This is a genomic window from Curtobacterium sp. MCLR17_045, assembly GCF_003234405.1.
GTDB lineage: Bacteria > Actinomycetota > Actinomycetes > Actinomycetales > Microbacteriaceae > Curtobacterium > Curtobacterium flaccumfaciens.
Map to the genome: position 1 here is coordinate 35565 of NZ_QKTB01000003.1, position 23561 is coordinate 59125.

21 protein-coding genes and 1 riboswitch are annotated in these 23561 nt (G+C 73.1%); of the genes, 14 read left to right on the plus strand and 7 right to left on the minus strand.

The features are described from left to right. Nucleotides 1–38: 38 nt before the first annotated feature. The 3 genes from thiD to thiM form a co-directional block, all read right to left on the minus strand. Nucleotides 39–1601 (minus strand): bifunctional hydroxymethylpyrimidine kinase/phosphomethylpyrimidine kinase, encoded by a 1563-nt coding sequence (gene thiD, locus DEJ05_RS03705; protein ID WP_111109774.1) that lies wholly within the window; start codon nt 1599–1601, stop codon nt 39–41. Continuing rightward, nucleotides 1598–2347 carry a thiamine phosphate synthase gene (thiE, locus tag DEJ05_RS03710; RefSeq protein ID WP_258376076.1) on the minus strand — a complete coding sequence of 250 codons (750 nt, stop codon included), beginning with the start codon at nt 2345–2347 and terminating at the stop codon, nt 1598–1600. Before thiE ends, thiD begins: the two co-directional genes overlap by 4 nt. Beyond that, nucleotides 2344–3207: a hydroxyethylthiazole kinase gene (gene thiM, locus DEJ05_RS03715; RefSeq protein ID WP_181440640.1), complete on the minus strand. Its 864-nt coding sequence runs from the start codon at nt 3205–3207 to the stop codon at nt 2344–2346. Before thiM ends, thiE begins: the two co-directional genes overlap by 4 nt. Next, a riboswitch (TPP riboswitch) is annotated at nt 3196–3291 on the minus strand. Its footprint overlaps the gene before it by 12 nt. Nucleotides 3292–3371: 80 nt before the next feature. Between thiM and DEJ05_RS03720 the strand changes: the two genes are divergently transcribed. The 4 genes from DEJ05_RS03720 to DEJ05_RS03735 all read left to right on the plus strand — a co-directional run bounded on the left by DEJ05_RS03720 (nt 3372) and on the right by DEJ05_RS03735 (nt 7326). Next, nucleotides 3372–4298, plus strand: a complete 927-nt coding sequence (locus tag DEJ05_RS03720) for an NUDIX domain-containing protein (protein ID WP_111109775.1) — start codon at nt 3372–3374, stop codon at nt 4296–4298. A 105-nt stretch (nt 4299–4403) separates the two neighbouring features. Continuing rightward, nucleotides 4404–5150, plus strand: a complete 747-nt coding sequence (locus tag DEJ05_RS03725; protein ID WP_027465222.1) for a phosphotransferase enzyme family protein — start codon at nt 4404–4406, stop codon at nt 5148–5150. Further along, entirely contained in the window at nt 5147–6223 is a 1077-nt protein-coding gene (locus DEJ05_RS03730; RefSeq protein WP_111109776.1) for a winged helix DNA-binding domain-containing protein, read from the plus strand. Before DEJ05_RS03725 ends, DEJ05_RS03730 begins: the two co-directional genes overlap by 4 nt. A 173-nt stretch (nt 6224–6396) precedes the next feature. Beyond that, on the plus strand, nt 6397–7326 hold the full coding sequence (locus DEJ05_RS03735) for a DnaJ domain-containing protein (protein WP_111040227.1): 930 nt from the start codon (nt 6397–6399) through the stop codon (nt 7324–7326). Nucleotides 7327–7335: 9 nt separating this feature from the next. Here DEJ05_RS03735 and DEJ05_RS03740 read toward each other — a convergent pair whose 3' ends face one another. Beyond that, nucleotides 7336–7698 carry an RNA-binding S4 domain-containing protein gene (locus tag DEJ05_RS03740; RefSeq protein WP_071405402.1) on the minus strand — a complete coding sequence of 121 codons (363 nt, stop codon included), beginning with the start codon at nt 7696–7698 and terminating at the stop codon, nt 7336–7338. A 33-nt stretch (nt 7699–7731) separates the two neighbouring features. Between DEJ05_RS03740 and DEJ05_RS03745 the strand changes: the two genes are divergently transcribed. Both DEJ05_RS03745 and DEJ05_RS03750 read left to right on the plus strand, forming a co-directional pair. Next, complete coding sequence (locus DEJ05_RS03745; RefSeq protein WP_258370582.1) at nt 7732–7989, plus strand: hypothetical protein; 258 nt, start codon at nt 7732–7734, stop codon at nt 7987–7989. 322 nt (nt 7990–8311) lie between these two features. After that, complete coding sequence (locus tag DEJ05_RS03750) at nt 8312–9469, plus strand: hypothetical protein (protein ID WP_111109777.1); 1158 nt, start codon at nt 8312–8314, stop codon at nt 9467–9469. A gap of 19 nt (nt 9470–9488) precedes the next feature. Here DEJ05_RS03750 and DEJ05_RS18380 read toward each other — a convergent pair whose 3' ends face one another. Continuing rightward, nucleotides 9489–10985: a trypsin-like peptidase domain-containing protein gene (locus DEJ05_RS18380; RefSeq protein WP_309146942.1), complete on the minus strand. Its 1497-nt coding sequence runs from the start codon at nt 10983–10985 to the stop codon at nt 9489–9491. 159 nt (nt 10986–11144) lie between these two features. Here DEJ05_RS18380 and DEJ05_RS03760 point away from each other — a divergent pair, with 159 nt between their 5' ends. From DEJ05_RS03760 to DEJ05_RS03780, 5 genes are all read left to right on the plus strand, one after another. Then, entirely contained in the window at nt 11145–12179 is a 1035-nt protein-coding gene (locus DEJ05_RS03760) for an iron ABC transporter permease (protein WP_111109778.1), read from the plus strand. Continuing rightward, nucleotides 12176–13207, plus strand: coding sequence for an iron chelate uptake ABC transporter family permease subunit (locus DEJ05_RS03765; protein WP_258376077.1), 1032 nt, complete (start codon nt 12176–12178; stop codon nt 13205–13207). The genes DEJ05_RS03760 and DEJ05_RS03765 overlap by 4 nt, the downstream gene beginning before the upstream one ends. 158 nt (nt 13208–13365) lie before the next feature. Further along, nucleotides 13366–13845 carry an FHA domain-containing protein gene (locus tag DEJ05_RS03770; protein WP_051596676.1) on the plus strand — a complete coding sequence of 160 codons (480 nt, stop codon included), beginning with the start codon at nt 13366–13368 and terminating at the stop codon, nt 13843–13845. Further along, a complete protein-coding gene (locus tag DEJ05_RS03775) occupies nt 13845–14549 on the plus strand; it encodes a MerR family transcriptional regulator (RefSeq protein WP_027465230.1) in 705 nt (234 codons plus the stop codon). The genes DEJ05_RS03770 and DEJ05_RS03775 overlap by 1 nt, the downstream gene beginning before the upstream one ends. 184 nt (nt 14550–14733) lie before the next feature. Next, the gene (locus DEJ05_RS03780; RefSeq protein ID WP_027465231.1) at nt 14734–15294 is read left to right on the plus strand and encodes a MerR family transcriptional regulator; all 561 of its coding nucleotides are present in this window, start codon (nt 14734–14736) and stop codon (nt 15292–15294) included. A 619-nt stretch (nt 15295–15913) separates the two neighbouring features. On the opposite strand, the gene DEJ05_RS03785 is transcribed toward DEJ05_RS03780, so the two are convergent. After that, on the minus strand, nt 15914–16726 hold the full coding sequence (locus tag DEJ05_RS03785; protein ID WP_027465232.1) for a ParA family protein: 813 nt from the start codon (nt 16724–16726) through the stop codon (nt 15914–15916). A gap of 60 nt (nt 16727–16786) precedes the next feature. Here DEJ05_RS03785 and DEJ05_RS03790 point away from each other — a divergent pair, with 60 nt between their 5' ends. From DEJ05_RS03790 to DEJ05_RS18290, 3 genes are all read left to right on the plus strand, one after another. After that, entirely contained in the window at nt 16787–20197 is a 3411-nt protein-coding gene (locus tag DEJ05_RS03790; RefSeq protein WP_111109779.1) for a pyruvate carboxylase, read from the plus strand. Nucleotide 20198: 1 nt separating this feature from the next. Continuing rightward, nucleotides 20199–20702 carry a peptide deformylase gene (locus tag DEJ05_RS03795; protein WP_071405406.1) on the plus strand — a complete coding sequence of 168 codons (504 nt, stop codon included), beginning with the start codon at nt 20199–20201 and terminating at the stop codon, nt 20700–20702. A 141-nt stretch (nt 20703–20843) separates the two neighbouring features. Then, on the plus strand, nt 20844–20975 hold the full coding sequence (locus DEJ05_RS18290) for a hypothetical protein (protein WP_258366694.1): 132 nt from the start codon (nt 20844–20846) through the stop codon (nt 20973–20975). 591 nt (nt 20976–21566) lie between these two features. Here DEJ05_RS18290 and DEJ05_RS03800 read toward each other — a convergent pair. Beyond that, on the minus strand, nt 21567–23504 hold the full coding sequence (locus DEJ05_RS03800) for a long-chain fatty acid--CoA ligase (protein WP_111109780.1): 1938 nt from the start codon (nt 23502–23504) through the stop codon (nt 21567–21569). Between the last annotated feature and the right edge of the window lie 57 nt (nt 23505–23561).

Consider the following 23561-nt stretch of genomic DNA (forward strand, 5'->3'; position numbering starts at 1 on the left):
CCGGACATCTGTCGCTTTCGCGGGGTGTTCGACGGCCGTCAGCGCAGCAGTGTCGCTTCGGCGGCACCGACCGCGCCGCCCGCAGCCGCGGTGGCCCCGGCACCAGCAGCCCCTGCCAGCGGCATCCGGAAGAACGCGAGCTCCCACTCCGCCGAACGCCGGAACGCCCGCGCCATCCGCCCCCGCTCGTCGGGTGTCGCCGCACGGGCTGTCTCCTCGACGAGCCGGGTCGCCTCGGCGCTCGACGCCGCGAACCCCGGGTCCCCGTACGCCGTGATCCAGTCCGCGAAGGCGTGCCCGTCCGGAGCGACCCCGAGCTGCGACCCGACCCAGGCGTAGACCCGGAAGCACGGCAGCACCGCGGCGGCGAGCACCGCACGGGAGCCGGAGTCGGCGGCCTCCTGCAGGTGCGCGAGGTACCCGGCGCACGTGGGGTGCACGGGATCGTCGGCGTGCGAGCCGGCCAGCCGACGGTGGTGCAGGTCGCGGGCCTCGTCGGCACACCCCTGCGCAGCCGCGGCCCAGAACGCAGCAGCACCGCCAGCACCAGCACCAGCACCCGAACCAGCACCGGCACCGGCAGCGCCGACCCCGAGCGCCGCCAGGTGCCGCTCGTACGCCCGCAGGTAGTGGACGTCCTGCGCCAGGTAGCCCGCGAACACCTCCGGCTCGAGGGTCCCGTCCCGGAGCCCCACCAGGAACGCACAGTCGATCGTCTCCTGCAGCACCGACGCCGCATCCGCCCACCACACGTCCGTGTACGACAGCGCCGGCAGGGCTGCCCGCGCCTGCGCCCCGTGGTCGACCGGACCGTTGCCGCTCCCGACCGACAGAGCATCGGCCCCGCGGAGCGCCGCCGTCAGCCACTCCTTCGCCACCCCGACCGCGAGCTCCCAGTCGCCGTGCCGCGCGGCGAGCGTCGCGACCGCACTGGAGAGCGAGCACCCGGTGCCGTGCGTGTTCGTCGTCGTGACCCGGGGACCCGTGAACACCCGCACGGTGCCGTCCGGTGCCACGAGCACGTCGTCCGAAGTGGGTCCCTCGTCGTGCCCGCCCTTCGCCAGCACCAGGACGTCCCACCGCGCCGCCACGGCACGCGCGGCATCCAGCGACGAAGCCGACGACGACGCACCACGACCGGGGACACCGGACCCGGCCAGTTCCGCCAGCACCACGAGCTCGGCCCGGTTCGGCGTCACCAGGTCGGCGAGCGCGAACAGCGCCCCCATGGCCGCCGCCGCGTCCTCGTCGAGCAGCCGGTCCCCGCTCGTCGCCACCATCACCGGGTCGACGACGACCACCGGCGGCCGGTGCTCCCGCAGCCAGTCCGTCACGACCCGCACGACGTCGGCCGTGCCGAGCATCCCGATCTTCACCGCGTCGACCACGACGTCGTCCGACACCGCGTCGAGCTGCTCCCGCAGGAACCCGACGTCCGGCACGTGCACCGATCGCACCCCGTGCGTGTTCTGCGCGACGAGCGCCGTCACGACCCCCATCCCGTACCCGTCGTGCGCGGCGATCGCCTTGAGGTCCGCCTGCATCCCGGCCCCGCCCGTCGGGTCGGTCCCGGCGATGCTCAGCACCCGTGGGACGCTCATGCGTCCGCCCCGTGGTGCGTGGCGTCGGCCTGGAGGGACGGATCGCCAGCACCTGACGGCCTCGCCTCCGTCCCGTGGTCGGGTCCAGGGCCCCACGCGGCCACGTACGCCGCCGCCGCGGATCCGGGGTCGGCCGCAGCGCAGATGCCCGACACGATCGCGACCCCCGCGGCACCGGCAGCCCGGAGCGGCGCGACGTCGTCGAGGGTCACCCCGCCGATCGCCACGCACGGCACGTCGGTCGCGGCGGCCAGCCGGGCGAACCCGTCGCGGCCCAGCGCCGGCGGGTGGTCCGCCTTCGTCGCGGTGGGGTGCACGACCCCGACGCCGAGCAGGTCCACGGTGCCGCGGGGCAGTCGCTCGACGGCAGCCAGGTGCGCGAGCGTGTTCGCGGTGAGGCCCACGTGGGCGTCCGCTCCGAGCAGGGCACGGGCGGCGGTGACGGGGACGTCGGACTGGCCGAGGTGCACGCCCGCGACCCGGTGTCCCGCGTGCCGTGCGGCGAGGGCGACGTCGAGCCGGTCGTCGACCACCACCGTCGCACGGTCCCCGACGGCGTCGGCGACCGCCGCGGTGAGTGCCAGCAGGTCACGCGCCGAGGCGTCCTTGTCCCGTACCTGCACGATCCGGACCCCGGCGTGCACGGCGGCACGGACGACCCCGAGCACCCCGATGCCGTGCCGGTCGGCCAGGGCACCGTCGGTCACCAGGTAGACGCCGAACCCCGCAGACTGCAGCCCGCTCATGCCGACACCGACCGGGCACCGACAGGAGCGGTCTCGACCGTGATCCGGGCCTCGCGGACGACGTCCTCCGAGGTCAGCGACGCCAACCGGTCGAGGAACAGCGGCTGGAAGGTCCCCGGCCCACCGGCATCCCGCGCCGCGAGCTCCGCGGCGATCGTGTGCACGGCGGTGGCGGCGACGGCAGCGGCACCCGCGTCCTCCGGCGCGACCGACGTGAACGCGGCGACGACCGCGCCGAGCGCACACCCACCACCGGTGATGCGTGTCAGCAGGTCGGTCCCGTTCGCCACCCGGACCGCACCGATGCCCGGCGCGACCAGCAGGTCGACCGCACCCGACACGGCCACCGCGGCCACGAGCCTCCCGTCCGAAGCGGCGACGGACGCGACCCGGGCATCCTCCGTGCCCACCGTGCTGTCGACCCCCCGGCCACCGGCCGAGTCGCCGAGCAGGGCGAGCACCTCGGAGGCGTTGCCCCGCAGCACCGTCGGGTGCAGCGCGAGCAGATCGCGCGCCAGGGCGGTGCGCACCGGCAGCGAGCCGACCGCCACCGGGTCGAGGACCCACGGGGTGCCCGCGGCACGGGCGGCGTGCACGGCCTCGAGCGCGGCGACCCGCGGCTCGGCGTGCGGGGTGCCGGTGTTCACCAGCAGGGCATCGGCGACGCGGGCGAACGGCCCCGCCTCGGTCGCCACGTCGACCATCGCGGGCGAGGCCCCGAGTGCGAGCAGCACGTTCGCCGTGACGTTCTGCACGACGGTGTTCGTGATGCACTGCACCAGCGGGGCCCGGGCACGCACGGCCTCGAGCAGTTCGGCGGTTCGGTGGGCCCAGGCAGGGGAGGGCGCAACGGTTTCCATGGACGATCCCTTCGCGAGTACGAGCTCGAGCAGGTTCGACGGGTGTGATCTCAGCCGCTGGATGCGGCACCCCGTGTCTCGAGCGACACCGTACACGACGCCCGGTGACCACTTCGAGGCCCGCTCCGGGCACCGTGTGCCAGGGTTGGACCGTGCCAGATGCAATGCCCCCCGGGCCCCCACCCGGCCCCCGCGACCCCGGCGACGCCTGGGCGGTCGGTCCCGACGGCACCAAGGCGTGGGGACGCTTCGGCGCCGCCGGCCTGCTCGTCGACGACGGCGCCGGCCGCGTGCTCCTGCAGCACCGCGTCGAGTGGAGCCACCACGGCGGCACCTGGGGCATCCCCGGCGGCGCACGGCACCAGGGCGAAGCAGCGGTGACCGCCGCCCTCCGCGAATCCGCCGAAGAGGCCGGCGTGCCCGACGACGCGATCGCCCTGCGCCACACGGCACTGCTCGACCTGGGCTTCTGGACCTACACGACCGTCGTGGGGCGCGCCTCCCGGCCCTTCGAACCCGTCATCGCCGACCGCGAGAGCCTCGCCCTGTCGTGGATCCCGATCGACCAGGTCGACGAGCTGCCCTTGCACCCCGGGTTCGGCAGGTCGTGGCCGGCGCTCCGTGCCACGATCGCGACCACCGCGCACGTCGTCGTCGACGCCGCGAACGTCGTCGGCAGCGTGCCCGACGGCTGGTGGAAGGACCGAGCCGGCGCCGCATCGCGCCTGCTGGCACAGGTGTCGGCGCTCGCCGCGGGCGGGGTCGCCGCATCGTTGCTCGACCTGCCGTTCGCGCGGTGGTGGCCGCGGTGGACCGTGGTGCTCGAGGGGGAGGCCCGGGCCGCTGCGGACGTGGGCGGTGCGGGTGGAGACGGCGGTGCCGGCTCGGACCGCGGCGCCGCCACCGGCGCTGTCGATGTCGTCCGTGCTCCGGCCTCCGGCGACGACGCCATCGTCGAGTCCGCGCGGGCCGCGGTGCAGGCCGGAGACGGGCCGGTCGTCGTCGTGACGGCCGACCGCGAGCTCCGCGACCGCGTCGAGGCCCTCGGCGCGGTCGTCCACGGGCCGTCCTGGTTGCGCGACCAGCTGTAGCCGCCATCCGGACCGCCGCGTTCCGGATGGTCTCCGAGCGGCCGTCGGTCGCTGCCGGTACGCTGGCCCTCCGTCAACGGAGACGCAACACGCAGGAGGTTCCCCTTGGAGCGCATCACCAGGGCCGACGACCGAGTCCACCGCCCCGCCGGGCCGTGGACCCCCACGGTGCACCGGCTGCTCGCCCACCTGCACGAGCAGGGGTTCGTCGCAGCCCCGGAACCGATCGCCCTCGGTGACACCCTCGAGACGGTCTCGTTCGTCCCCGGTGTCGCGGGCGAGTACCCCTGGACCGAGGACATCGCCAGCGAGGCCGCCCTCGTCACCAGCGCCCGACTGCTCCGCCAGTTCCACGACGCCGCCGCGAGCTTCCCGCGCAGCGCCACCGACGACCTCTGGTCCCAGGCCGACCGTGCCCCGGTCGAGACGATCGTGCACGGCGACTTCGCCCCGTACAACTGCGTCTACGACGGCATCGCCGCCGTCGGCCTGATCGACTTCGACACCGCTCACCCCGGGCCCCGCGTCTGGGACGTCGCGAGTGCCGTCTACCGGTTCGCACCGTTCACCACCGGTGCCGTCGAAGGATCGACCGCCCCCGACCTCGACGAGCGGCTCGCACGGGCCGCCGAGTTCTGCCGCGCCTACGCCCTCGACGACCGTTCCCGCAGCGTCCTGGCCGAGACGATGATCGCGTCCCTCGTCGCCCTGGTCACGACGATCGAGCACGAGGCCGCCGCCGGCAACCCGAAGTTCGTCAGCGACCTGCAGCACGGCCACGCCGACCTGTACCGCGCTGACGTCGCCTACCTGGAGCAGCACGCCGACGCCGTCACCGCCGCCGTCGCGTGACCACCAGCCCCGCGCGGCTCCGCACGGCGCGGTTCGCGGCGCAGGGCATCGCGGCACCCGGACTGCGACCCACCGAGGTCGTCGAGCGGATGCTGGCGGTGCAGGGGCAGGACCTCGGCCAGGTGCTCTGGGCCATCGGGGTCCGCGCTCCCGGATCGTCGCGGGACGACGTCCGCGAGGCCTTCGACCGCGGGGAACTCGTCCGCTCGTGGCCGATGCGCGGCACCCTGCACGCCCTGCGCCCCGACGACCTGCGCCTGCTGCTCTCGCTCACCGCCGAACGGACGCTCCGCACGATCGCCCGACGCGCCGCCGAGCTCGGCATCGACGACGCCCTGCTCGGCCGGGCCCGGGACGCGACGATCGCGGCCCTGGTCGGTGGTCGTGCGCTGGGCCGGGACGACCTGTTCGCGGCGTACCGCGCTGCGGGCATCGACCCGGCCGGAGGCCGCGGCTACCACCTGGTCCTGCAGCTCGCGCAGGAGGGCCTCGTCGCCTGGGGCCCCACCGCCCGCGTCGGGCAGGGGCTCGTGCTGCTCGACGAGTGGGCACCCGCCACCGCTGACCCGCCGGACCGCGACGAAGCCCTCCGCCGGGTCCTGCTCGGGTACCTGCGCGGCCGTGGCCCCGCGACCGAGGCCGACGCCGCGAGCTGGACGAAGCTGCCGCTCGGTGACCTCCGCCGAGCGCGGGCGGCGGCGGGGAACGCGGTGGAGGACCTCGGCGACGGGCTCCTCGACCTCGCCGACCGGCCGGCAGCCGCGCGCGTCCCCACCGGGCACCTGCTCCCCGGCTTCGACGAGTACCTGCTCGGGTACGCCGACCGGTCCGCGCAGCTCGACCCCGCCCACGCCGACCGGGTCGTCCCCGGGGCCAACGGCATGTTCCTGCCGATGGCCGTCGTCCGGGGTCGCGTCGTCGGCACCTGGAAGCGCACCGAGCGCCGGGCCGGGCACCTCGTCACCGTCACACCCTTCGGTGCCCTCGACGCGGCATCGGTCCGCGCGCTCGAGGCGGCGGCCGCGCGGTACGCGGCGTTCCTCGGTGCGCCCGTCGCGACCACGGTGGTCTGACGCGACCACCTGCGGACCGTGTGCCGAGACTGCCCGGCCGCCCCGACCCTCTCCCCACCGGCACGGCCGCCCCGCCGCTGGCGCGTCGGTGCGGAACCGGCGGCGTGGGCCCAGACCGCACCCAGCAACCATGCGGCGGACTCCGACACTGCCTCCGGTAATGTCGCAGGGCCATGACGGACAGCCCGGCCGACGCCACCCCCTACGAAGTCCTCGGCGTCCCCGCGACGGCTGACGACGAAGCGCTCCGCCGCGCCTACCGGCGGGCCGCCCGCGAGACGCACCCCGACCTCGGCGGCGACGCCCAGCGCTTCCGCCAGGTCCAGCTCGCATGGGAGCGCATCGGCACGCCGGCGGCCCGGCGCGCGTACGACATCGGGTCCCGCGCGTACGGCGCGTCCGGGGCGACCGCCGGCAGGGGTGACACCGGTCGCGACGCCTACGCACCCCCGGCAGCGCGTCGCGACACCCGCCCCCGGGCCCGGTCCCACGGACACCCCGGCGGTCGGTCGCGCGAGGTCTTCCTGCAGGCCGAACGCGAGTGGGTCGGCCTCGGCGACCCCATCGAGGACCCGTACGACCCCACGCTCATCCGCTCCGCGCCGCGGCACATCCGGCGCCTGCTCGCCGAGGCCCTGGCCGAAGAAGCGACCGCGCTGATCGTCTCCGACATGGGGATCGGCGTCACGGTGTGGCACGACCTCGACGCCGGGGCCGAGGGCAAGCTCGACCACGCCGTCCTCACCCCGAGCGGACTCTGGGCCGTCGAGTCCATCGACTGGGGCGCTCCGGTCCGCGTCGAGCACGGCGAGATCGTCGGCGAGACGCTCGCGCCGGGGGAGCGACCCGTCAAGGAACTCGTCCGCGCCGCCCGTGCCGTGCAGAAGCAGACCCGGGTGCGGTTCTCCGGGCGGCTGCTCGTCGTGCCGGACGCCGCCGTCACCGAGGACGTGCAGCTCGTCGGCTCCCCGAAGAAGCCCACCGCGCTCGTCGTCCGCCGGAGTGCGCTCGCCCAGGTGCTGAACGGCGTCTGGTCGCCGGCCGGTTCCGTCGACGTGTTCGAGATCCGCGACCGCCTGCAGCAGACAGTCCGCTTCGTCTGATCCGCTGTATCAGTAGCCGCGGAGCTTCTCGAGGTCGCGGCGCTCCCGCTTGCTCGGCCGTCCGGCGCCGCGATCACGCATCGGGACGAAGCCGGCCTCTTCCTTCGACAGCCGCGGCGGGGTCTTGTCCTCGAAGTGCTTCGCCGCCTCGGGGGCGCTCGTCCGCTTCAGGATGATGCCGGTGACCATGACGATCCGGTCGAAGCCGTTCTGGCGCACCCGCACCTCGTCGCCGGGGCCGATCGGCTGCGCCGGCTTCGCGCGCTCCCCGTTCACCCGGACGTGACCGGCCTTGCACGCGGCGGTGGCGGCCGACCGGGTCTTGGTGATCCGGACGGCCCAGATCCAGCTGTCGACCCGGGCCTTCTCCATGCCGACACTCTAGGCGGCCCGTACCCTGGGGCGGTGCATGCGGACGAACAGGCGGCGATCGCCCGGGCCCGTGCCCTCGGGGTGCTGCACGAGGCCGCGATCGGGGACCGCCTGGTGGTCCGGGCGCACCACGGGGACGGCGCGCAGGACGCCCTCGGCGACCTGGTCGCCCGGACGCCCGACGCCGTGACGATCGCCACCCGCCGCGGCCCGGTCGAGGTCCGGCTCGCCGACGTCGTCGCCGCGAAGCCCGTCCCGCCGCCCCCGCCCGCGCGGCCTGCTCGGCGCTGACGCGCTCGGCTCGCACCGTGCGGACTTGTCGTGCTGTCGAGCCGGGGTCGCACGGTGCGGACTTCGTCGGCGGGTGCGTCATCGGAGGTTCGGTGCGGGGTTGTAATGGCGCACGGGGCCACGAGCCCCGCACGGTGTGGCGGAGGCGGCACGGTGCGGGATTCGCGGAGCCGGGGTCGCACGGTGCGGACTTCGTCGGCGGGTGCGTTGTCGGAGGCTGGGTGCGGGGTTGTGGTGCCGCACGGAGCCACCAACCCCGCACCGGCTGACGAACCTCGCACCGTGCGAACCCGGCGCCCCGCTCCCGACATACGCTCATCCCATGGCAGTCCCCGTCCCGCTCGGCACCGAGGACCGCACCGCCCGCCTCACCCTCCGCCGCCCGGACTCCTGGCGCCGCGAGGAATCAGCCCAGGCGGACCTGCGCGTCACCGGCGACGACGTCGTCCTCACCGTCCGATCCCGACCCAGTGACCGCGCGATCGGCGACGAGAACACCGGCCTGCTCGAACGGCTGCCCGGCTCCGTCGAGGGCCTGCTGCTCGTCGGCTGCGACCCGTGGACCACCGCCGGCGCCCCGGCCCGGCTGGTCGAGTACGTCCGGCCCGACGAGCACGGCGACGTCGCCGGCACCCACCTGCTCTTCGTCACCGGTCGGCACCGCGTCGACCTGACGATCGAACGCCCGCTCGCCCGGCTGCTCGAGACCGACGACCTCGTGCTCGCCGTCCTCGAGAGCGTCCGCGCCACCGAGACGGTCCCGGTCCGCCCCGAGCGTGACCTCGAACCCCTGCCGGCCCCCGCCCCGGCACCGTCGCTCGACGGCCCCCGCCTCAGCACGGACGCGATCGGCACCCTGCAGAGCCTCGCCGGACGCCGGTGGAACCCCACGCTCCTCCGCACCGCGGCGGGCCGCGAACTCATCGAGGCGGGCCTCGTCGGCCGACTCGGCACGCTGCCGGAGTCGACCCAGACCCTCCTCGAACCCTGGCAGGGCGATGCCCAGCCGGTCACGCTGGAACAGCACCTGCCCGACGGGGGCGAGTCGCGCCTCCAGGCCTGGTCGCAGACCGTCGTCGACGGGACCGACGCGGCGGGCGCCGTGGTCGCGTCCGTCACGCCGGACCGGGCCGTCGCGCTGCTGGCCGGGAGGCTCGGCATCGGTCCGACGTGGACCTTCCCGTTCCGCACGGGGTCGCTCCCAGGGCACCTGCTCGGCCGCAGGCTGGCCGGCGGTCCGGACGCACCGGACCTGCCGGAGGCCCTCGTCGAGGCGGACCCGCGCCTCGCGCGGTTCTGGGCCGCGCCGTGGACCGTCTCGTACCTGCGTCGACCCGGCAAGCCGAAGCCGATCACGATCGTGCGTGCTGAGGGGCACGGGTTCGCGCGGGTGGGCGCGACGAAGGCCGGGGAGACCGCCTTCCGGACGGACTCCCCGGCCAACGTCTACCGGTCGGTGGTGCGGGCGCTGCTGGGCTGAGCGCGCCCGGGTTCTCCCGCTACGCGGCGGGTCCGGCGGTCAGGGTGATCGTGACCGTCTTCGCGGCGCCGGTGCTGTCGGTGTAGCGGACGCTCACCTTGTCGCCCACCGAGTGCGACTGGACGACCTTGGTCAGCTGATCCGAGCTCGTGACCGCGGTGCCGTCGATGCTCGTGATCGTGTCCCCGGCGGTCAGGCCGGCGCTCGCGGCGCCGGAGCCCTCGACCGTGCCGGCGACGGCGACGCCGCCCGTGGTGCCGGTGGTGTTGCTGACCTCGACCCCGAGGAACGCGGGCAGCCCGATGGTGATCGTGCTCGAGGACTCCCCGGCGAGGATCTTCTCGGCGATCGTCTTCGCGGTGGTGATCGGGATGGCGTAGCCGGTGACGTCGGCCGTGCCGGAGGACGCTGCCGTGGCCATGCCGACGACCTCGCCCTCGCTGTCGAGCACCGGTCCGCCGGAGTCGCCGGAGACGATGTCCGCCGAGATCTCGATCAGGCCGGTCAGGGACTCGGTGCCGGTGCCGGACTCGCTCTGCACCTGGATGTCCTGGTCGGTCGCGGTGACGGTGCCCTCGGCGGCGACGAGGTTGCCGGTGCCCTCGGCGTTGCCGACGTCCTTGACGGTGTCACCGGTGCTCGGCTCGCCGTCGTCGTCGAGCGTGACCGTGGACAGCCCCGAGGCGTTCTCGAGCTTCAGGACGGCGACGTCGTTGGTGGCGTCGGCCCCGACCACGTCGGCCTTGTACTCCTTGCCGGTGGTCTCGTCGGTGACGGTGATGCTCGTCGCGCCCTGGATCACGTGGTTGTTCGTCAGGATCGTGCCGTCGGAGGTCAGGACCATGCCGGTGCCGGCCGCCTGTGACGACTCGTCGTAGTTCAGGACGGTGTTGATGGTCACGACGCCCTTCTTGTCGGTGGCCGTCGCTGCGGTGGCGGGGGACTGGGTCGTGCCGGTGCCGGTGCTGCCGTCGCCGCGGGTGCCGCTGCCGCTGCCGTCGCCGGGCACCGTGAAGCCGTTCGTCCCGTCGCTGCTGCCGGTGCCGCCGGTGCCGTCGGTGCCGGATCCGGTGTCGGGCAACGTGGTGGTGCCCTGCGACTGGCTCGACGTGGTGGTCGTCCCCTGCGAGGACAGGCCGAGGGCGGTGCCGCCGGCCGCACCGACGATGGCGAGTGCAGCGATGCCAGAGCCGATCATCAGTCCCAGGCGACGCGGGCGCTTCGTCCCACCGGGGTGGTTCGCGGTCGCCGCCGAGTACGCCCACGCGTGGTTCGCGCCGGCGAGGGCGGGGCTGCCGATCAGGTACGGGCCGCGGCCGTCCGGCGTGTAGGCGTAGGGGCCGGAGCCGTCCGGACCGTAGAGGTAGGGACCGGAGCCGTCGAACGCGTACGCCGGGCGTAGTGAGGCCGGGTCGGCGTGCGGCGCCTCCCAGTGCATCCCGGGAGCCTGCTGCTGCGCGGCGGGGGTGCCGTCCTCGTCGTGGTCGGCGGCTGCGGGGTTCGGGGTCTCGTTCATCGGTGCTCTCCGGTCGTCCCTCGACGGCCCGGTCGGGCGTCGATGGAGACCAGTACAGGGCGCTTCCCCATGACGAGCCTATGAACGAACCCTGCGCACGCTCCGGGCTTGCTCGGGGGACGCCGAGTGGAGCTGCGGCGTTAGGGTGGCCTTACTTCCATGCCTCCGTCGACGTCCACGCCCCCGGCTCCCAGCTCCGTCCCCCGACTCGTCGGTGCGACCGTGCTGGCGGTCGTCGTCCTCGCCGTGGCGTGTGCGCTGTCGATCGCGTACGGCTCGCGGCCGATCCCGCTCGGCACCGTCCTCGACACGGTGATGCACCCCGGGCGGAGCGACGAGGTCGGGCTCATCGTGCTCGGCAACCGTGTGCCCCGCACCGTCGTCGGACTGCTCGCCGGAACCGCGCTCGGGGTGGCCGGGGCAGTCATGCAGGGCGTGACGCGGAACCCGCTCGCCGACCCGAGCGTCCTCGGCATCAACTCCGGAGCGACGCTGGCCGTGGTGGCCGGGATCGCGGTCTTCGGCGTGAGCGGCACGGTTGCCTACCTGCCGTTCGCGTTCGTCGGGGCCGCACTCGCCGCCGTGCTCGTGTACGGGATCGCGACCGTCGCCCGTCGTGGCCTCTCACCCGTCGGGCTCGCCCTCGCCGGAGCCGTGGTCGCCGCGGCGCTGTCGTCGGTCACCACCGCGGTGCTCGTGACCGACCAGAGCCTGCTCGACCAGCTGCGGTTCTGGCAGGTCGGGGCCCTCGCCGGCAAGGACCTCGGCACGGCGGGGATCATCACGGCGCCGGTGCTCGTCGGGCTGGCGATCGCGTTCGGCCTCGGTCGGTCGCTGAACACCCTCGCGCTCGGGGACGAACTCGCGGCGTCGCTCGGGCAGCGGGTCGTGCTCGTCCGCGCCGTCGGCGGTCTGGTCGCGGTGCTGCTGGCCGGGTCCGCGGTGGCCGCCGCCGGGCCGATCGCCTTCGTCGGGCTCGCCGTGCCGCACGCCGTCCGCCGGCTGAGCGGCCCGGACCACCGCTGGACCATCCTGCTGTCGGCGATCGTCGCCCCCGCACTGCTGCTCGTCGCCGACGTCATCGGCCGAGTCGTGGCGTACCCGGGGGAGCTGCAGGTCGGCATCGTCACGGCGTTGATCGGGGCGCCGGTGTTCATCGCGCTCGTGCGGTCGAAGGCGGTGCGGGGACTGTGAGGCAGTTGTTCGGCTCCGGCCGCCCGCGGTCCGGCGGTCTGCGCCGCTCGGCCGGCCTGCGTCGTGAGGTCGCGGTGCTCGTCGCCGTGGTGGCGGTCGTCGTGGTGCTCGTCCTGGTGGGGCTCGGCGCCGGTTCGATCCCGCTCACCCCGGGCCAGGTGCTCGCCTCCCTGTTCGGCCAGGGGGACCGGATCTCGGACTTCGTCATCGGGCAGCTCCGCGGGCCGCGGGTGCTCGGTGCCGTCCTCGTCGGCGCTAGTCTCGGCGTCGCGGGCGCGATCGTGCAGAGCGTCGTGCGGAACCCGATCGCGAGCCCCGACGTCATCGGGATCACCTCGGGGGCCAGCGCCGCCGGACTCACCGCCATCGTGCTGTTCGGTGCCAGCGGTGGCACGCTCTTCTCGGTCGTGCTCGTCGGCGCCGTGGTGGTCTCGATCGTCATCGCCGGGCTCGCCTGGCGACGGGGGATCACCGGCAACCGGGTGATCCTCGTCGGGATCGGCGTCGCGGCCATCTGCCTGAGCATCACGGGCTGGATGCTCACGAGCGGCACCGTCACCCAGGCCGGCACCGCGCTGCTCTGGCTCTCCGGCAGCCTGAACGCCGTCGACCGCGACCTGGTCGGGGTGCTCGGCGTCGCGTTCGTCGTGCTCGTCGTGCTCGCGCTGCTGCAGTCCGCCCGTCTGCAGGTGCTGCGCCTCGGGGACGAGGTCGCCGCCGCACTCGGACTCCGGCCGGACCGGGCAAAGGTGCTCCTGCTCCTCACCGCCGTGTGCCTGACCGCCGCAGCCGTCGCCACCGCGGGGCCCGTCTCGTTCGTGGCGCTGATGTCTGCGCCGATCGCCCGACGCCTCGTCGGCGGCGGACGGGTGGCGCTCGCGCCGGCCGCTGCCGTCGGTGCCGCGATCACGCTCGGCAGCGACCTGCTGGCACAGTTCGCCTTCCCCGGCACCGCGCTGCCGGTGGGCGTCGTGACAGGCGTCGTGGGAGCGCCGTACCTGCTCTGGTTGCTCGCGCGGGGAAGGTGACGCCGGGTCCCACGGGTCGCTGACGTCGGGTCCCACGGGTCGCTGACGCGGCTCGTGCGTTCGCGGATCGCGGAAGTCCCTCCACAGTCCCAGATCGGGGCTGCCGCTCGGGGCTTCGTTTCCGATACGCTGGTGGGCCAAGAGGAGGAGGTCCACCGATGCCAGATCCAGTGGTCCCGCAGCCGGGCGGTCAGAAGACCCCGGAGCAGCGGCTGGTCGACACCACGCTGACCTTCAGCATGGACATGGGCGCGGCGCTCACCGCCGAGTCCGGTGTCTCGACCGAAGAACGTGAAGCCGTCAACGCACTGCCCTCCGGGTCGGCGTTGCTCGTGGTCCGTCGCGGCCCCAACGTGGGTGCGCGGTTCCTCCTCGACTCCGACGTCACGACGGCCGGTCGACACCCCGACGCCGACATCTTCCTCGACGACGTCACCGTGTCGCGCAAGCACGCGCAGTTCCTGCGCCACGGCACGAGCTTCAGCGTCAAGGACAACGGCTCCCTGAACGGCACGTACTTCGACGGTGTCCGCATCGACGAAGCGCTGCTCACCGACGGGGCCGAGGTCCAGGTCGGCAAGTTCCGCCTGACGTTCTACGCATCTCGGGTCGACCTGGCGCGCCTGGCGAACGCGTAGTGGCCGCACGGTCCGCTGCGGCCCGGGCGGGGTCCGCGGCACCGGACCTGCTCACCATCGGGCAGGTCCTCGCTCGCCTCAAGCCCGAGTTCCCGGACCTGTCGAGCTCCAAGCTGCGGTTCCTCGAAGAGCGCGAGCTCGTCACCCCGATCCGCACGGCCAGTGGGTACCGCAAGTTCTCCGCTGCCGACCTCGAGCGGCTCCGGGTGATCCTCGGACTGCAGCGTGACCACTACCTGCCGCTCAAGGTCATCAAGGAGTACCTCGCCGACCTCGATGCCGGACGCGAACCCGTCCTGCCCGGCGGAGGCGACGCGCCGAAGCCGTCGATCCTCGGCCGTGAACGCCGGTACACCCGCGACGAGACGGTCCGGGCAGCCGGCGCCTCCCCGATGCTCCTCGCCGACGCGGTCTCGGCTTCGCTGCTCCCGGCCACCGACACCTACGGTGACGACGGCGTCTCCGTGCTGAAGGCCCTGGTCGAACTGCAGCGCACGGGTATCGAGCCGCGCCACCTCCGCACGCTGCGCAGCACCGCCGAGCGCGAGGTCGGTCTCATCGAGTCCGCTCTCATGCCGGTCTCCCGCCGGGGCGACGCCACCTCGCGGGCCAAGGCCACGGAGCTCGCGCGTGAGATCGCCGGGCACCTCGAGATCATCCGGTCGAACCTCATCCGCCAGGCCATCGGTCGTCTCGACGCATGACGCCCTCCGGTGCTCCGACGGGGCTTGTGTGTCAGTGGCCGAGGCGTATCCTCGACACGCCGGACGCGCCGGGTCGGATGTCCCGCGCGGGAGCGGTCGGAGTCGCTACCGTGGACCTCGGAACAACTCTCAACCCGTCGTTGAAGCTTCGGGTGGGAGCTCGATCGTCGTGGAAGGCAAGCTCATGAGTGGGAACGACACCCCTGGCACCGAGTCTGATGTGACCCGGTACGACCTCGGGCTGCTCTTCACCGATGGTCTGCCCGAGCACGACGAGCAGAACGGCTACCGCGGCACCGTCGCCGCACGGGCAGCCGGCATCTCGTACCGACAGCTCGACTACTGGGCCCGCACCGAGCTCGTGCAGCCGACGATCCGCGGGGCCGCCGGCTCCGGGTCGCAGCGCCTGTACGGGTTCCGCGACATCCTCGTGCTCAAGCTCGTGAAGCGCCTGCTCGACACCGGCATCTCGCTGCAGCAGATCCGCACCGCGGTCAACCAGCTCCGGGAGTCCGGCGTCTCCGACCTGGCGCAGACCACGCTGATGTCCGACGGCGCCTCGGTGTACCTGTGCACCTCTGACGACGAGGTCATCGACCTCGTGTCCCGCGGCCAGGGTGTCTTCGGCATCGCGGTCGGCAAGGTCCTGCGCGAGGTCGAGAGCTCCCTGGTCGAGCTCGACGCCACCGCGGCGGCCGACCCCTCCGACGAGCTCGCCGCTCGTCGCGCTTCCCGCGCTTCCTGACCGTTCGGGTTCCGGCCGAGTGGTCGCGAACCGCCGTGTGCGCGTTGCCGAGGTGTCACGAACCGTCGCCTGCGACGCTGCCGGCCGACAGTTGGTGACCGCTCGCCGGACGTGAGCGGTGTGTTGTGGTCGCTGGGCGAGCCGGGGTCGGGTGTGTCTGCCGGGGCCGGGGCGGGCCTCCCGGCAGTCGGCGCGCGGTCACGAACCGTCGTGTGCGCGGCGCCGAGGGGTCACGAACTGTCGCCTGCGACGCTGCCTGCCGACAGTTGGTGACCGCTCGGTGGACGTGAGCGGCATGTCGTGACCGCTGGCGAGCCGGGGCCGGGTGGTGCCTGCCGGGGTCGGGGTGGGCCTCCCGGCAGTCGCCGAGGTGTCACGAACCGCCGTGTGCGGCACGTCGTGGCCGCTGGGTGAGCCGGGGTCGGGCGTGTCTGCCGGGGCCGGGGCGGGCCTCCCGGCAGTCGGCGCGCGGTCACGAACTGTCGTGTGCGCGTCGCCGAGTGGTCACGAACTGTCGGCTGCGACGCTGCCTGCCGACAGTTGGTGACCGCTCGGCGGACGCGAGCGGCATGTCACGCGACCGCGATCGCGTCCGCGCCGCGACCGCGTGAGCACCGACCTACGCGGCGCCACCCTCGGCGTACGGACCGATCTTGCCGGTGCGCATGATGCGCTCGAGCAGCTGGTCGAAGTTCTTCGCCATCTCCTGCGCGGACTCGCCGGGCCAGACGTGCAGCGGCTTCGCGGCACCCTGCGCCTGCTGCAGCGACGTGCGCTCCGGCAGCTGCGGCGAGAGCACGAGCGGGCCGAACATGTCCCGGAGCTCCTTGATGCGGAACTGGTGCTCGAGCGACTGCACCCGGGCACGGTTCACGATGATGCCGAGGGGCTGCAGGCGCGGGGAGAGTCCGCGGCGGATCTCCTCGATGGCGCGCAGCGCACGGTCGGCGGCGGCGACGGAGAACAGGCCGGGCTCGGTGACGACGGTGACGCGGTCGGACGCGGCCCACGCGGTGCGGGTCAGGGCGTTCAGCGACGGCGCACAGTCGATGAGGACGAGCTCGTAGTCCTGCTCGACGTTGGCCAGGGCCTCCTCGAGCTTCCAGATGTCGCGGATCGACGGGTGCGGACCGTCGAAGTTGATGGCGGAGGGCGACCCCACCATGACGTCGATCTTGCCCTGCGACCCCTTCGTCCAGCCCGAGGGGGCGATCGCCTGACGGACGATCTTCTCCTTCGGGTTCTCGAGGACGTCGGCGACGTTGAGGTGGCCGGCGAGGTTGATGTCGAGGCCCGTGGAGACGTCGGACTGCGGGTCCAGATCCACCACCAGCGTGCGCAGTCCCTTGGCGAACGCGGCCGAGGTCAGGCCGAGCGTCACCGTCGTCTTGCCGACACCACCCTTGAGGGAGCTCACGCTGAGTACATGCACGTTGAGCAACGTTACCGCCACTAGGGTTGTCTCACCTCAACCCGGGCTGAAAGGGACGTCGTGTTCACGAAGATCCTCGTTGCGAACCGTGGCGAGATCGCCATCCGCGCGTTCCGTGCCGCCTACGAGTTGGGGGCCCGTACGGTGGCCGTCTACCCGTACGAAGACCGGAACTCCCTGCACCGTCTCAAGGCCGACGAGGCCTACCTGATCGGGGAGCGGGGCCACCCGGTCCGCGCGTACCTGGACGTCTCCGAGATCATCCGCGTCGCCCGCGAGTCGGGGGCCGACGCGATCTACCCGGGGTACGGGTTCCTGTCCGAGAACCCCGAGCTCGCCGCGGCAGCAGCCGCGAACGGCATCACCTTCATCGGCCCGGGCGAGCACGTGCTCGAGATGGCCGGCAACAAGGTCACCGCGAAGGAGCACGCGATCGCGGCCGGCGTCCCGGTCCTCGCGAGCACCCCGGCGAGCCGCGACATCGACGAACTGATCGCCGGCGCCGACGCGATCGGGTTCCCGGTCTTCGCCAAGGCCGTCGCCGGTGGTGGTGGCCGTGGCATGCGCCGGGTGGAGACGAAGCCCGAGCTGCGTGACGCCCTCGAAGCAGCCATGCGCGAGGCCGACAGTGCGTTCGGCGACCCGACGATGTTCCTCGAGCAGGCCGTCATCCGTCCGCGCCACATCGAGGTGCAGATCCTCGCCGACGCGACCGGCACCGACGCCGGCACGATCCACCTGTTCGAGCGGGACTGCTCGGTGCAGCGGCGCAACCAGAAGGTCGTCGAGATCGCGCCGGCGCCGAACCTCGACCCCGCGATCGCGCAGGCACTGCACCGTGACGCCGTGGCCTTCGCCCGGTCGATCGGGTACGTGAACGCCGGCACCGTGGAGTTCCTGCTCGACACCGAGGGCGAGCGCGAGGGGCAGCACGTCTTCATCGAGATGAACCCGCGCATCCAGGTCGAGCACACGGTCACCGAAGAGGTCACCGACGTCGACCTGGTGCAGTCGCAGATGCGCATCGCGGCGGGGGAGACCCTCGCCGACCTCGGCCTGTCGCAGGACACCGTCGCCGTGCACGGCGCCGCGCTGCAGACCCGCATCACGACCGAGGACCCGACGCAGGGCTTCCGTCCGGACACCGGCCGGATCAGCACCTACCGCAGCCCCGGCGGCGCGGGCGTCCGGCTCGACGGCGGCACGGTCGCGACCGGCGCGCAGATCAGCCCGCACTTCGACTCGATGCTCGCGAAGATGACGTGCCGCGGCCGGGACTTCCCGGCGGCGGTGTCCCGGGCCAAGCGCGCCCTCGCCGAGTTCCGCATCCGCGGCGTCAGCACGAACATCCCGTTCCTGCAGGCCGTGCTCGAGGACCCGGACTTCGCCCGCGGCGACGTCTCGACGAAGTTCATCGAGGAACGCCCGCAGCTCTTCGGCGGCCACGTCTCGAAGGACCGCGGCACGAAGGTGCTCACCTGGCTCGCCGACGTCACGGTGAACAAGCCGAACGGGGAGCGGTCGCTGCTGGTCACCGACCCGGCCGACAAGCTCCCGGCCACCGACCTGACGGCGCCGGTGCCCGAGGGACAGCGCGACCGCCTGCTGGCCATGGGGCCGGCCGAGTGGTCGAAGGCCCTGCGCGCCCAGACGGCCCTCGCGGTGACCGAGACGACGATGCGCGACGCCCACCAGTCGCTCCTCGCCACCCGGGTCCGCACGAAGGACCTCGTCGCCGTCGCGCCGCACGTCGCGCGGCTCACCCCGCAGCTGCTCAGCGTCGAGGCCTGGGGAGGTGCCACGTACGACGTGGCACTCCGGTTCCTCGGTGAGGACCCCTGGGAGCGCCTGTCCTCGCTGCGCGAAGCGATGCCGAACATCCCGATCCAGATGCTGCTGCGCGGCCGCAACACGGTCGGGTACACGCCGTACCCGACCGAGGTCACCGACGCCTTCGTCGACGAGGCGGCCCGGTCCGGCGTCGACGTCTTCCGCGTGTTCGACGCGCTGAACGACGTCAGCCAGCTGCGTCCAGCCCTGGAGGCCGTGCTCGCGACCGGCACGGCCGTCGCCGAGGCGGCGCTCTGCTACACCGCCGACCTCCTCGACCCCGCCGAGGAGCTCTACACGCTCGACTACTACCTCCGACTGGCGGAGCAGATGGTCGACGCCGGCGCGCACGTCATCGGCATCAAGGACATGGCGGGCCTCCTTCGTGCCGGTGCGGCCGAGAAGCTGGTCACCGCGCTGCGCGAGCGCTTCGACCAGCCCGTGCACGTGCACACCCACGACACGGCCGGCGGCCAGCTCGCGACCCTGCTCGCCGCCTCGCGCGCCGGGGCCGACGCCGTCGACGTGGCCGCAGCACCCATGGCCGGCACGACCAGCCAGCCGAGCATGTCCGCCCTGGTCGCCGCCCTGGCCCACACCGAGCGCGACACCGGCCTGTCCCTCGACGCCGTCGGTGACCTCGAGCCGTACTGGGAGTCGGTCCGTCGCGTGTACGCCCCGTTCGAGTCCGGGCTCGCCGGTCCGACCGGGCGTGTCTACAAGCACGAGATCCCCGGCGGCCAGCTGTCGAACCTCCGCCAGCAGGCGATCGCCCTCGGGCTCGGTGACCGGTTCGAGCAGGTCGAGGACTGGTACGCCGAGGCGAACCGGATCCTCGGACGCCCCACCAAGGTCACGCCGTCGTCGAAGGTCGTCGGTGACCTCGCGCTGCAGCTCGCCGCGGTCGGTGCCGACCCGGTCGACTTCGAGCAAAACCCCGACAAGTACGACATCCCGGACTCCGTGGTCGGGTTCATGGCCGGCGAACTGGGCGACCTGCCCGGGGGCTGGCCCGAGCCGTTCCGCTCGAAGGTCCTGGCCGGTCGCGACGTCAGCCTCGAGATCACCCCGGTGCCCGTCGACGAGCGCGCGCACCTCGAGACCCCCGGGCCGGAGCGCCAGCAGGCGCTCAACCGCCTGCTCTTCCCGCAGCCGACGCAGCAGTTCCAGCGCGTGCGGGAGCAGTACGGCGACCTGTCCGTCGTGCCGACCGTCGACTACCTGTACGGGCTGCGCCCCGGGCAGGAGCACAGCGTCCCGCTCGGCAAGGGCGTCGACCTGTTCGTCGGGCTCGAGGCGATCGGCGAGGTGGACGCCAAGGGCATCCGCACGGTCATGGCGACGATGAACGGGCAGCTCCGCCCGGTCGCCGTCCGCGACCGTTCGGTGGAGGTCGAGACGAAGGCGGCCGAGAAGGCCGACGCGTCCGACCCCAAGCACGTGGCCGCGCCGTTCTCCGGCGTGGTGACGCTCAAGGTCGCCGTCGGTGACGTCGTCGAGGCCGGTACGCCGGTGGCGAGCATCGAGGCGATGAAGATGGAAGCGGCCATCACGGCGCCCGTGTCGGGCACCGTCGGCCGACTCGCGATCCCGGTGACCCAGCAGGTGGACGCCGGCGACCTCCTGGTGGTGCTGCACTAAATTGACCGTTCGTCCCATCCGCCTGTTCGGCGACCCCGTCCTCCGTTCGCCGGCCGACCCGATCCGCCCCGAACTGCTCGGGAGCGCCGGGGTCCGTGACCTCGTACAGGACCTCATCGACACCGTCAAGGAACCCGGACGTGCCGGGGTGGCCGCGCCCCAGATCGGCGTCGGACTCCGTGCGTTCTCGTACAACGTGGACGGTGAGGTCGGCTACGTCCTCAACCCCGAGATCGTCGAGGTCTCCGGCGAGCCCGAGCTCATGGAAGAAGGCTGCCTCTCCGTCCCGGGGCTCGGCTACCCGACGCGTCGCTCCCCGTACGCGAAGGTGCGCGGCGTCGACGTCGACGGCGACGAGGTCGTCCTCGAGGGCACCGGCCTGATGGCCGAGGCGCTCCAGCACGAGTGCGACCACCTCGACGGCACCGTCTACGTGATGACGCTCGACCCCGAGGTCCGACGTCAGGCACTGCGCGACATCCGTGCGCAGGACTGGTTCCACTGAGCGCTTGCACAGTCCCGCATTCGCCGGCTGTGAACTGTGGTGTGACACCCCCACGGGGGATTGTCGCTTTGTCCTGACGAGGGGGTACCGTGCTGCTGTCGGCCTCCCACCGACGACCATCCCATCCCCCAGGACTCCCGCATGACCAGTCAGAACGACGAGCTCAGCTCGCACCGCACCCGCACCAACCGTCGACCAGCCGAGACCACCGTCACGACCGGTTCGACCGCCGTCCTCGACGCCCCCGCGACGGAGCAGTCGCAGGAGGCCTGAGCCCCGCAGGCGCCCCCGGCGCCCGCTGAACGGCCTGGAGGCCCGGATCACGTCCGACGGACGTGATCCGGGCCTCCAGGCCGTTGCGTCCACACCGCGCGTACCTGGCGGAATCGGGCGTCCCTGGTCGAAAGAATCGACCCGGTACGCCCGGAACGACCCGGTACGCCCGGAGCTGGTCGCTCAGTGGGGCGGCCGCGCGCGTACCTGGCGGAATCGGGCGTACTTGGTCGGAAGAATCGACCCGGTACGCCCGGAACGACCTGGTACGCCCGAATCGACCGGTACGCCCGAATCGACCCGGTACGCCCGGGGCTGGTCTCTCAGCGGGGCTGCCGCGCGTGTACCTGGCGGAATCGGGCGTACCTGGTCGAAAGGATCGACCCGGTACGCCCGAAACGACCAGGTACGCCCGAAAGCTGCCAGCCCGCGCGAGCGGCGACCGCCTGGAGGCCCGGCGGCAGTCCGGCGGACCGGCGCCGGGCCTCCAGGCCGTCGCGTCCACGACTGCGCGCACCTGACGCAATCGGGCGTACCTGGTCGGAAGAACCGACCCGGTACGCCCGGAACGACCGGTACGCCCGGCGGGCGCTACGCGCGGTTGCGGCGCCGACCCTCGATCACCGGGGTCGCCGTCGTCTGCACCTTCGACCCGGAGTAGATGTGGTCGATGTCCGCGGCGAAGTCCTTGAGGATCACCGACCGCTTGATCGTCAGCTTCGGCGTGAGGTGCCCGGAGGCCTCGGTCAGATCCGTGTCGAGGATCGTGAACGACCGGACCGACTCGGCGCGGGAGACCCGGCCGTTGGCGGCGTCGATGGCCTCCTGGACGGCGGAGAGCACGCGCTCGTCGTACGCGGCCTCGTGCCCGCTCAGCGCCGGGGTGATCCCGCGGGACTCGCACCAGCCGGGGAGCATCTCGCGGTCGAGCGTGACGAGTGCTGCGACGAACGGCTTGCCCTCGCCGACGACCACGACCTGGCCGATGAGCGGGTGCTCGCGGATGCCGTCCTCGAGCGGTGCCGGTGCGACGTTCTTCCCGCTCGCGGTGACGATGAGCTCCTTGGCACGGCCGGTGACCGTGAGGACCCCGTCGGCGTCGATCCGGCCGAGGTCGCCGGTGCGGAACCAGCCGTCGGCGAAGGCGTGCTCGGTCGCCTCGTCGTTCCGCCAGTACCGGTCGAAGACGTCGACGCCGCGGATCAGGATCTCGCCGTCGTCGGCGATCCGGACCTCGATGCCGGGCAGCGCCCGCCCGACCGTCCCGATGCGGAGTTCCCGGGCCCGGTTGACGGTGGCGGGGGCGGTGGTCTCGGTCAGGCCGTAGCCCTCGAGGATGAGCACCCCGATCGAGCGGAAGAAGTGCGAGAGCCGCGGCGAGAGGGGTGCCGAACCGCTCACGGCGTACTCGACCCGGCCGCCGAGGGCGTCGCGGAGCTTGGCGTACACGAGCCGGTCGAACAGCTTGAACTTCAGCCCGAGCAGGAACGGCACCCTGCCGGCTGCGAGGGCCTCGGAGTGGGCGACCGCGGTGTCGGCCGCCGCGCGGAAGATCCTGCCCTTGCCACCGAGGTCGGCCTTCTGCTCGGCGGAGTTGTAGATCTTCTCGAACACCCGGGGGACCGCGAGCAGGAACGTCGGCTTGAAGGTCGACACCGCCCGCATCAGGTCCTTGGTGTCCGGCTCGTGGCCGACGAGGACGCCGGCGGACACCGACATCGCGGCGATGAACCGGGCGAAGACGTGGGCGAGCGGGATGAACAGCAGGGTCGAGGCGCCGTCGGCGACTACCTCGGGCATCGCTTCGCTCGCGCCCTCCACCGTGGCGGTGAAGTTGTCGTGCCGCAGGACGCAGCCCTTCGGCCGGCCGGTGCTGCCCGAGGTGTAGATGATCGTGGCGTCGTCGTGCCCGTGCACGTTCGCGGTCCGGGCGTCGAGTTCGTCGTCGGTGACGTCCTCGCCGAGCCGGGTCAGGTCGTCGAGGCCGCCGCCGTCGATCGTCCAGTGCTGGCCCAGGGACGGCAGGTCGGGTGCGATGGAGGCGACGCGGCGCGCGTGCTCCTCCTGCTCCACGATGATCGCGACCGACTCGGAGTCGGACAGGATCCAGCGCACCTGGTCGGGGGAGCTCGTCTCGTACACGGGCACGGACACCAGGCCGGCTGTCCACACGGCGAAGTCGACCAGGGTCCACTCCAGACGGGTGCGGGACAGGATCGCGACGTGCGCGCCCGGTTCGAGCCCGGCGGCGACGAAGCCCTTCGCGATGCCGCGCACCCTGGCGAGCGTCTCCGCCGCGGTGAAGGTGGTCCAGGTGTCGCCGTGGCGCTGGGCGAGGATCGGACGGTCGGGCGTCAGGCGGACGCGGTCGCCGAGGAGCCGCGCTGCCGAGCCGTGGTCCGGGGCGACGGGACCGGCGCTGGGCGGTGTGGCGTGCCTCCCGGCCGACGGCGTGGTCCCGGTGGCGGCGCTGCCAGCGGTGGACGTGTCGGTGGAGGCGCTGCTGCGTGCAGGACGCTGATCGTTCACGGTGACTCCCTTGTCTGCCGGTTCGACTCGAGTGCGCCTCAACACCGAGGCGACACC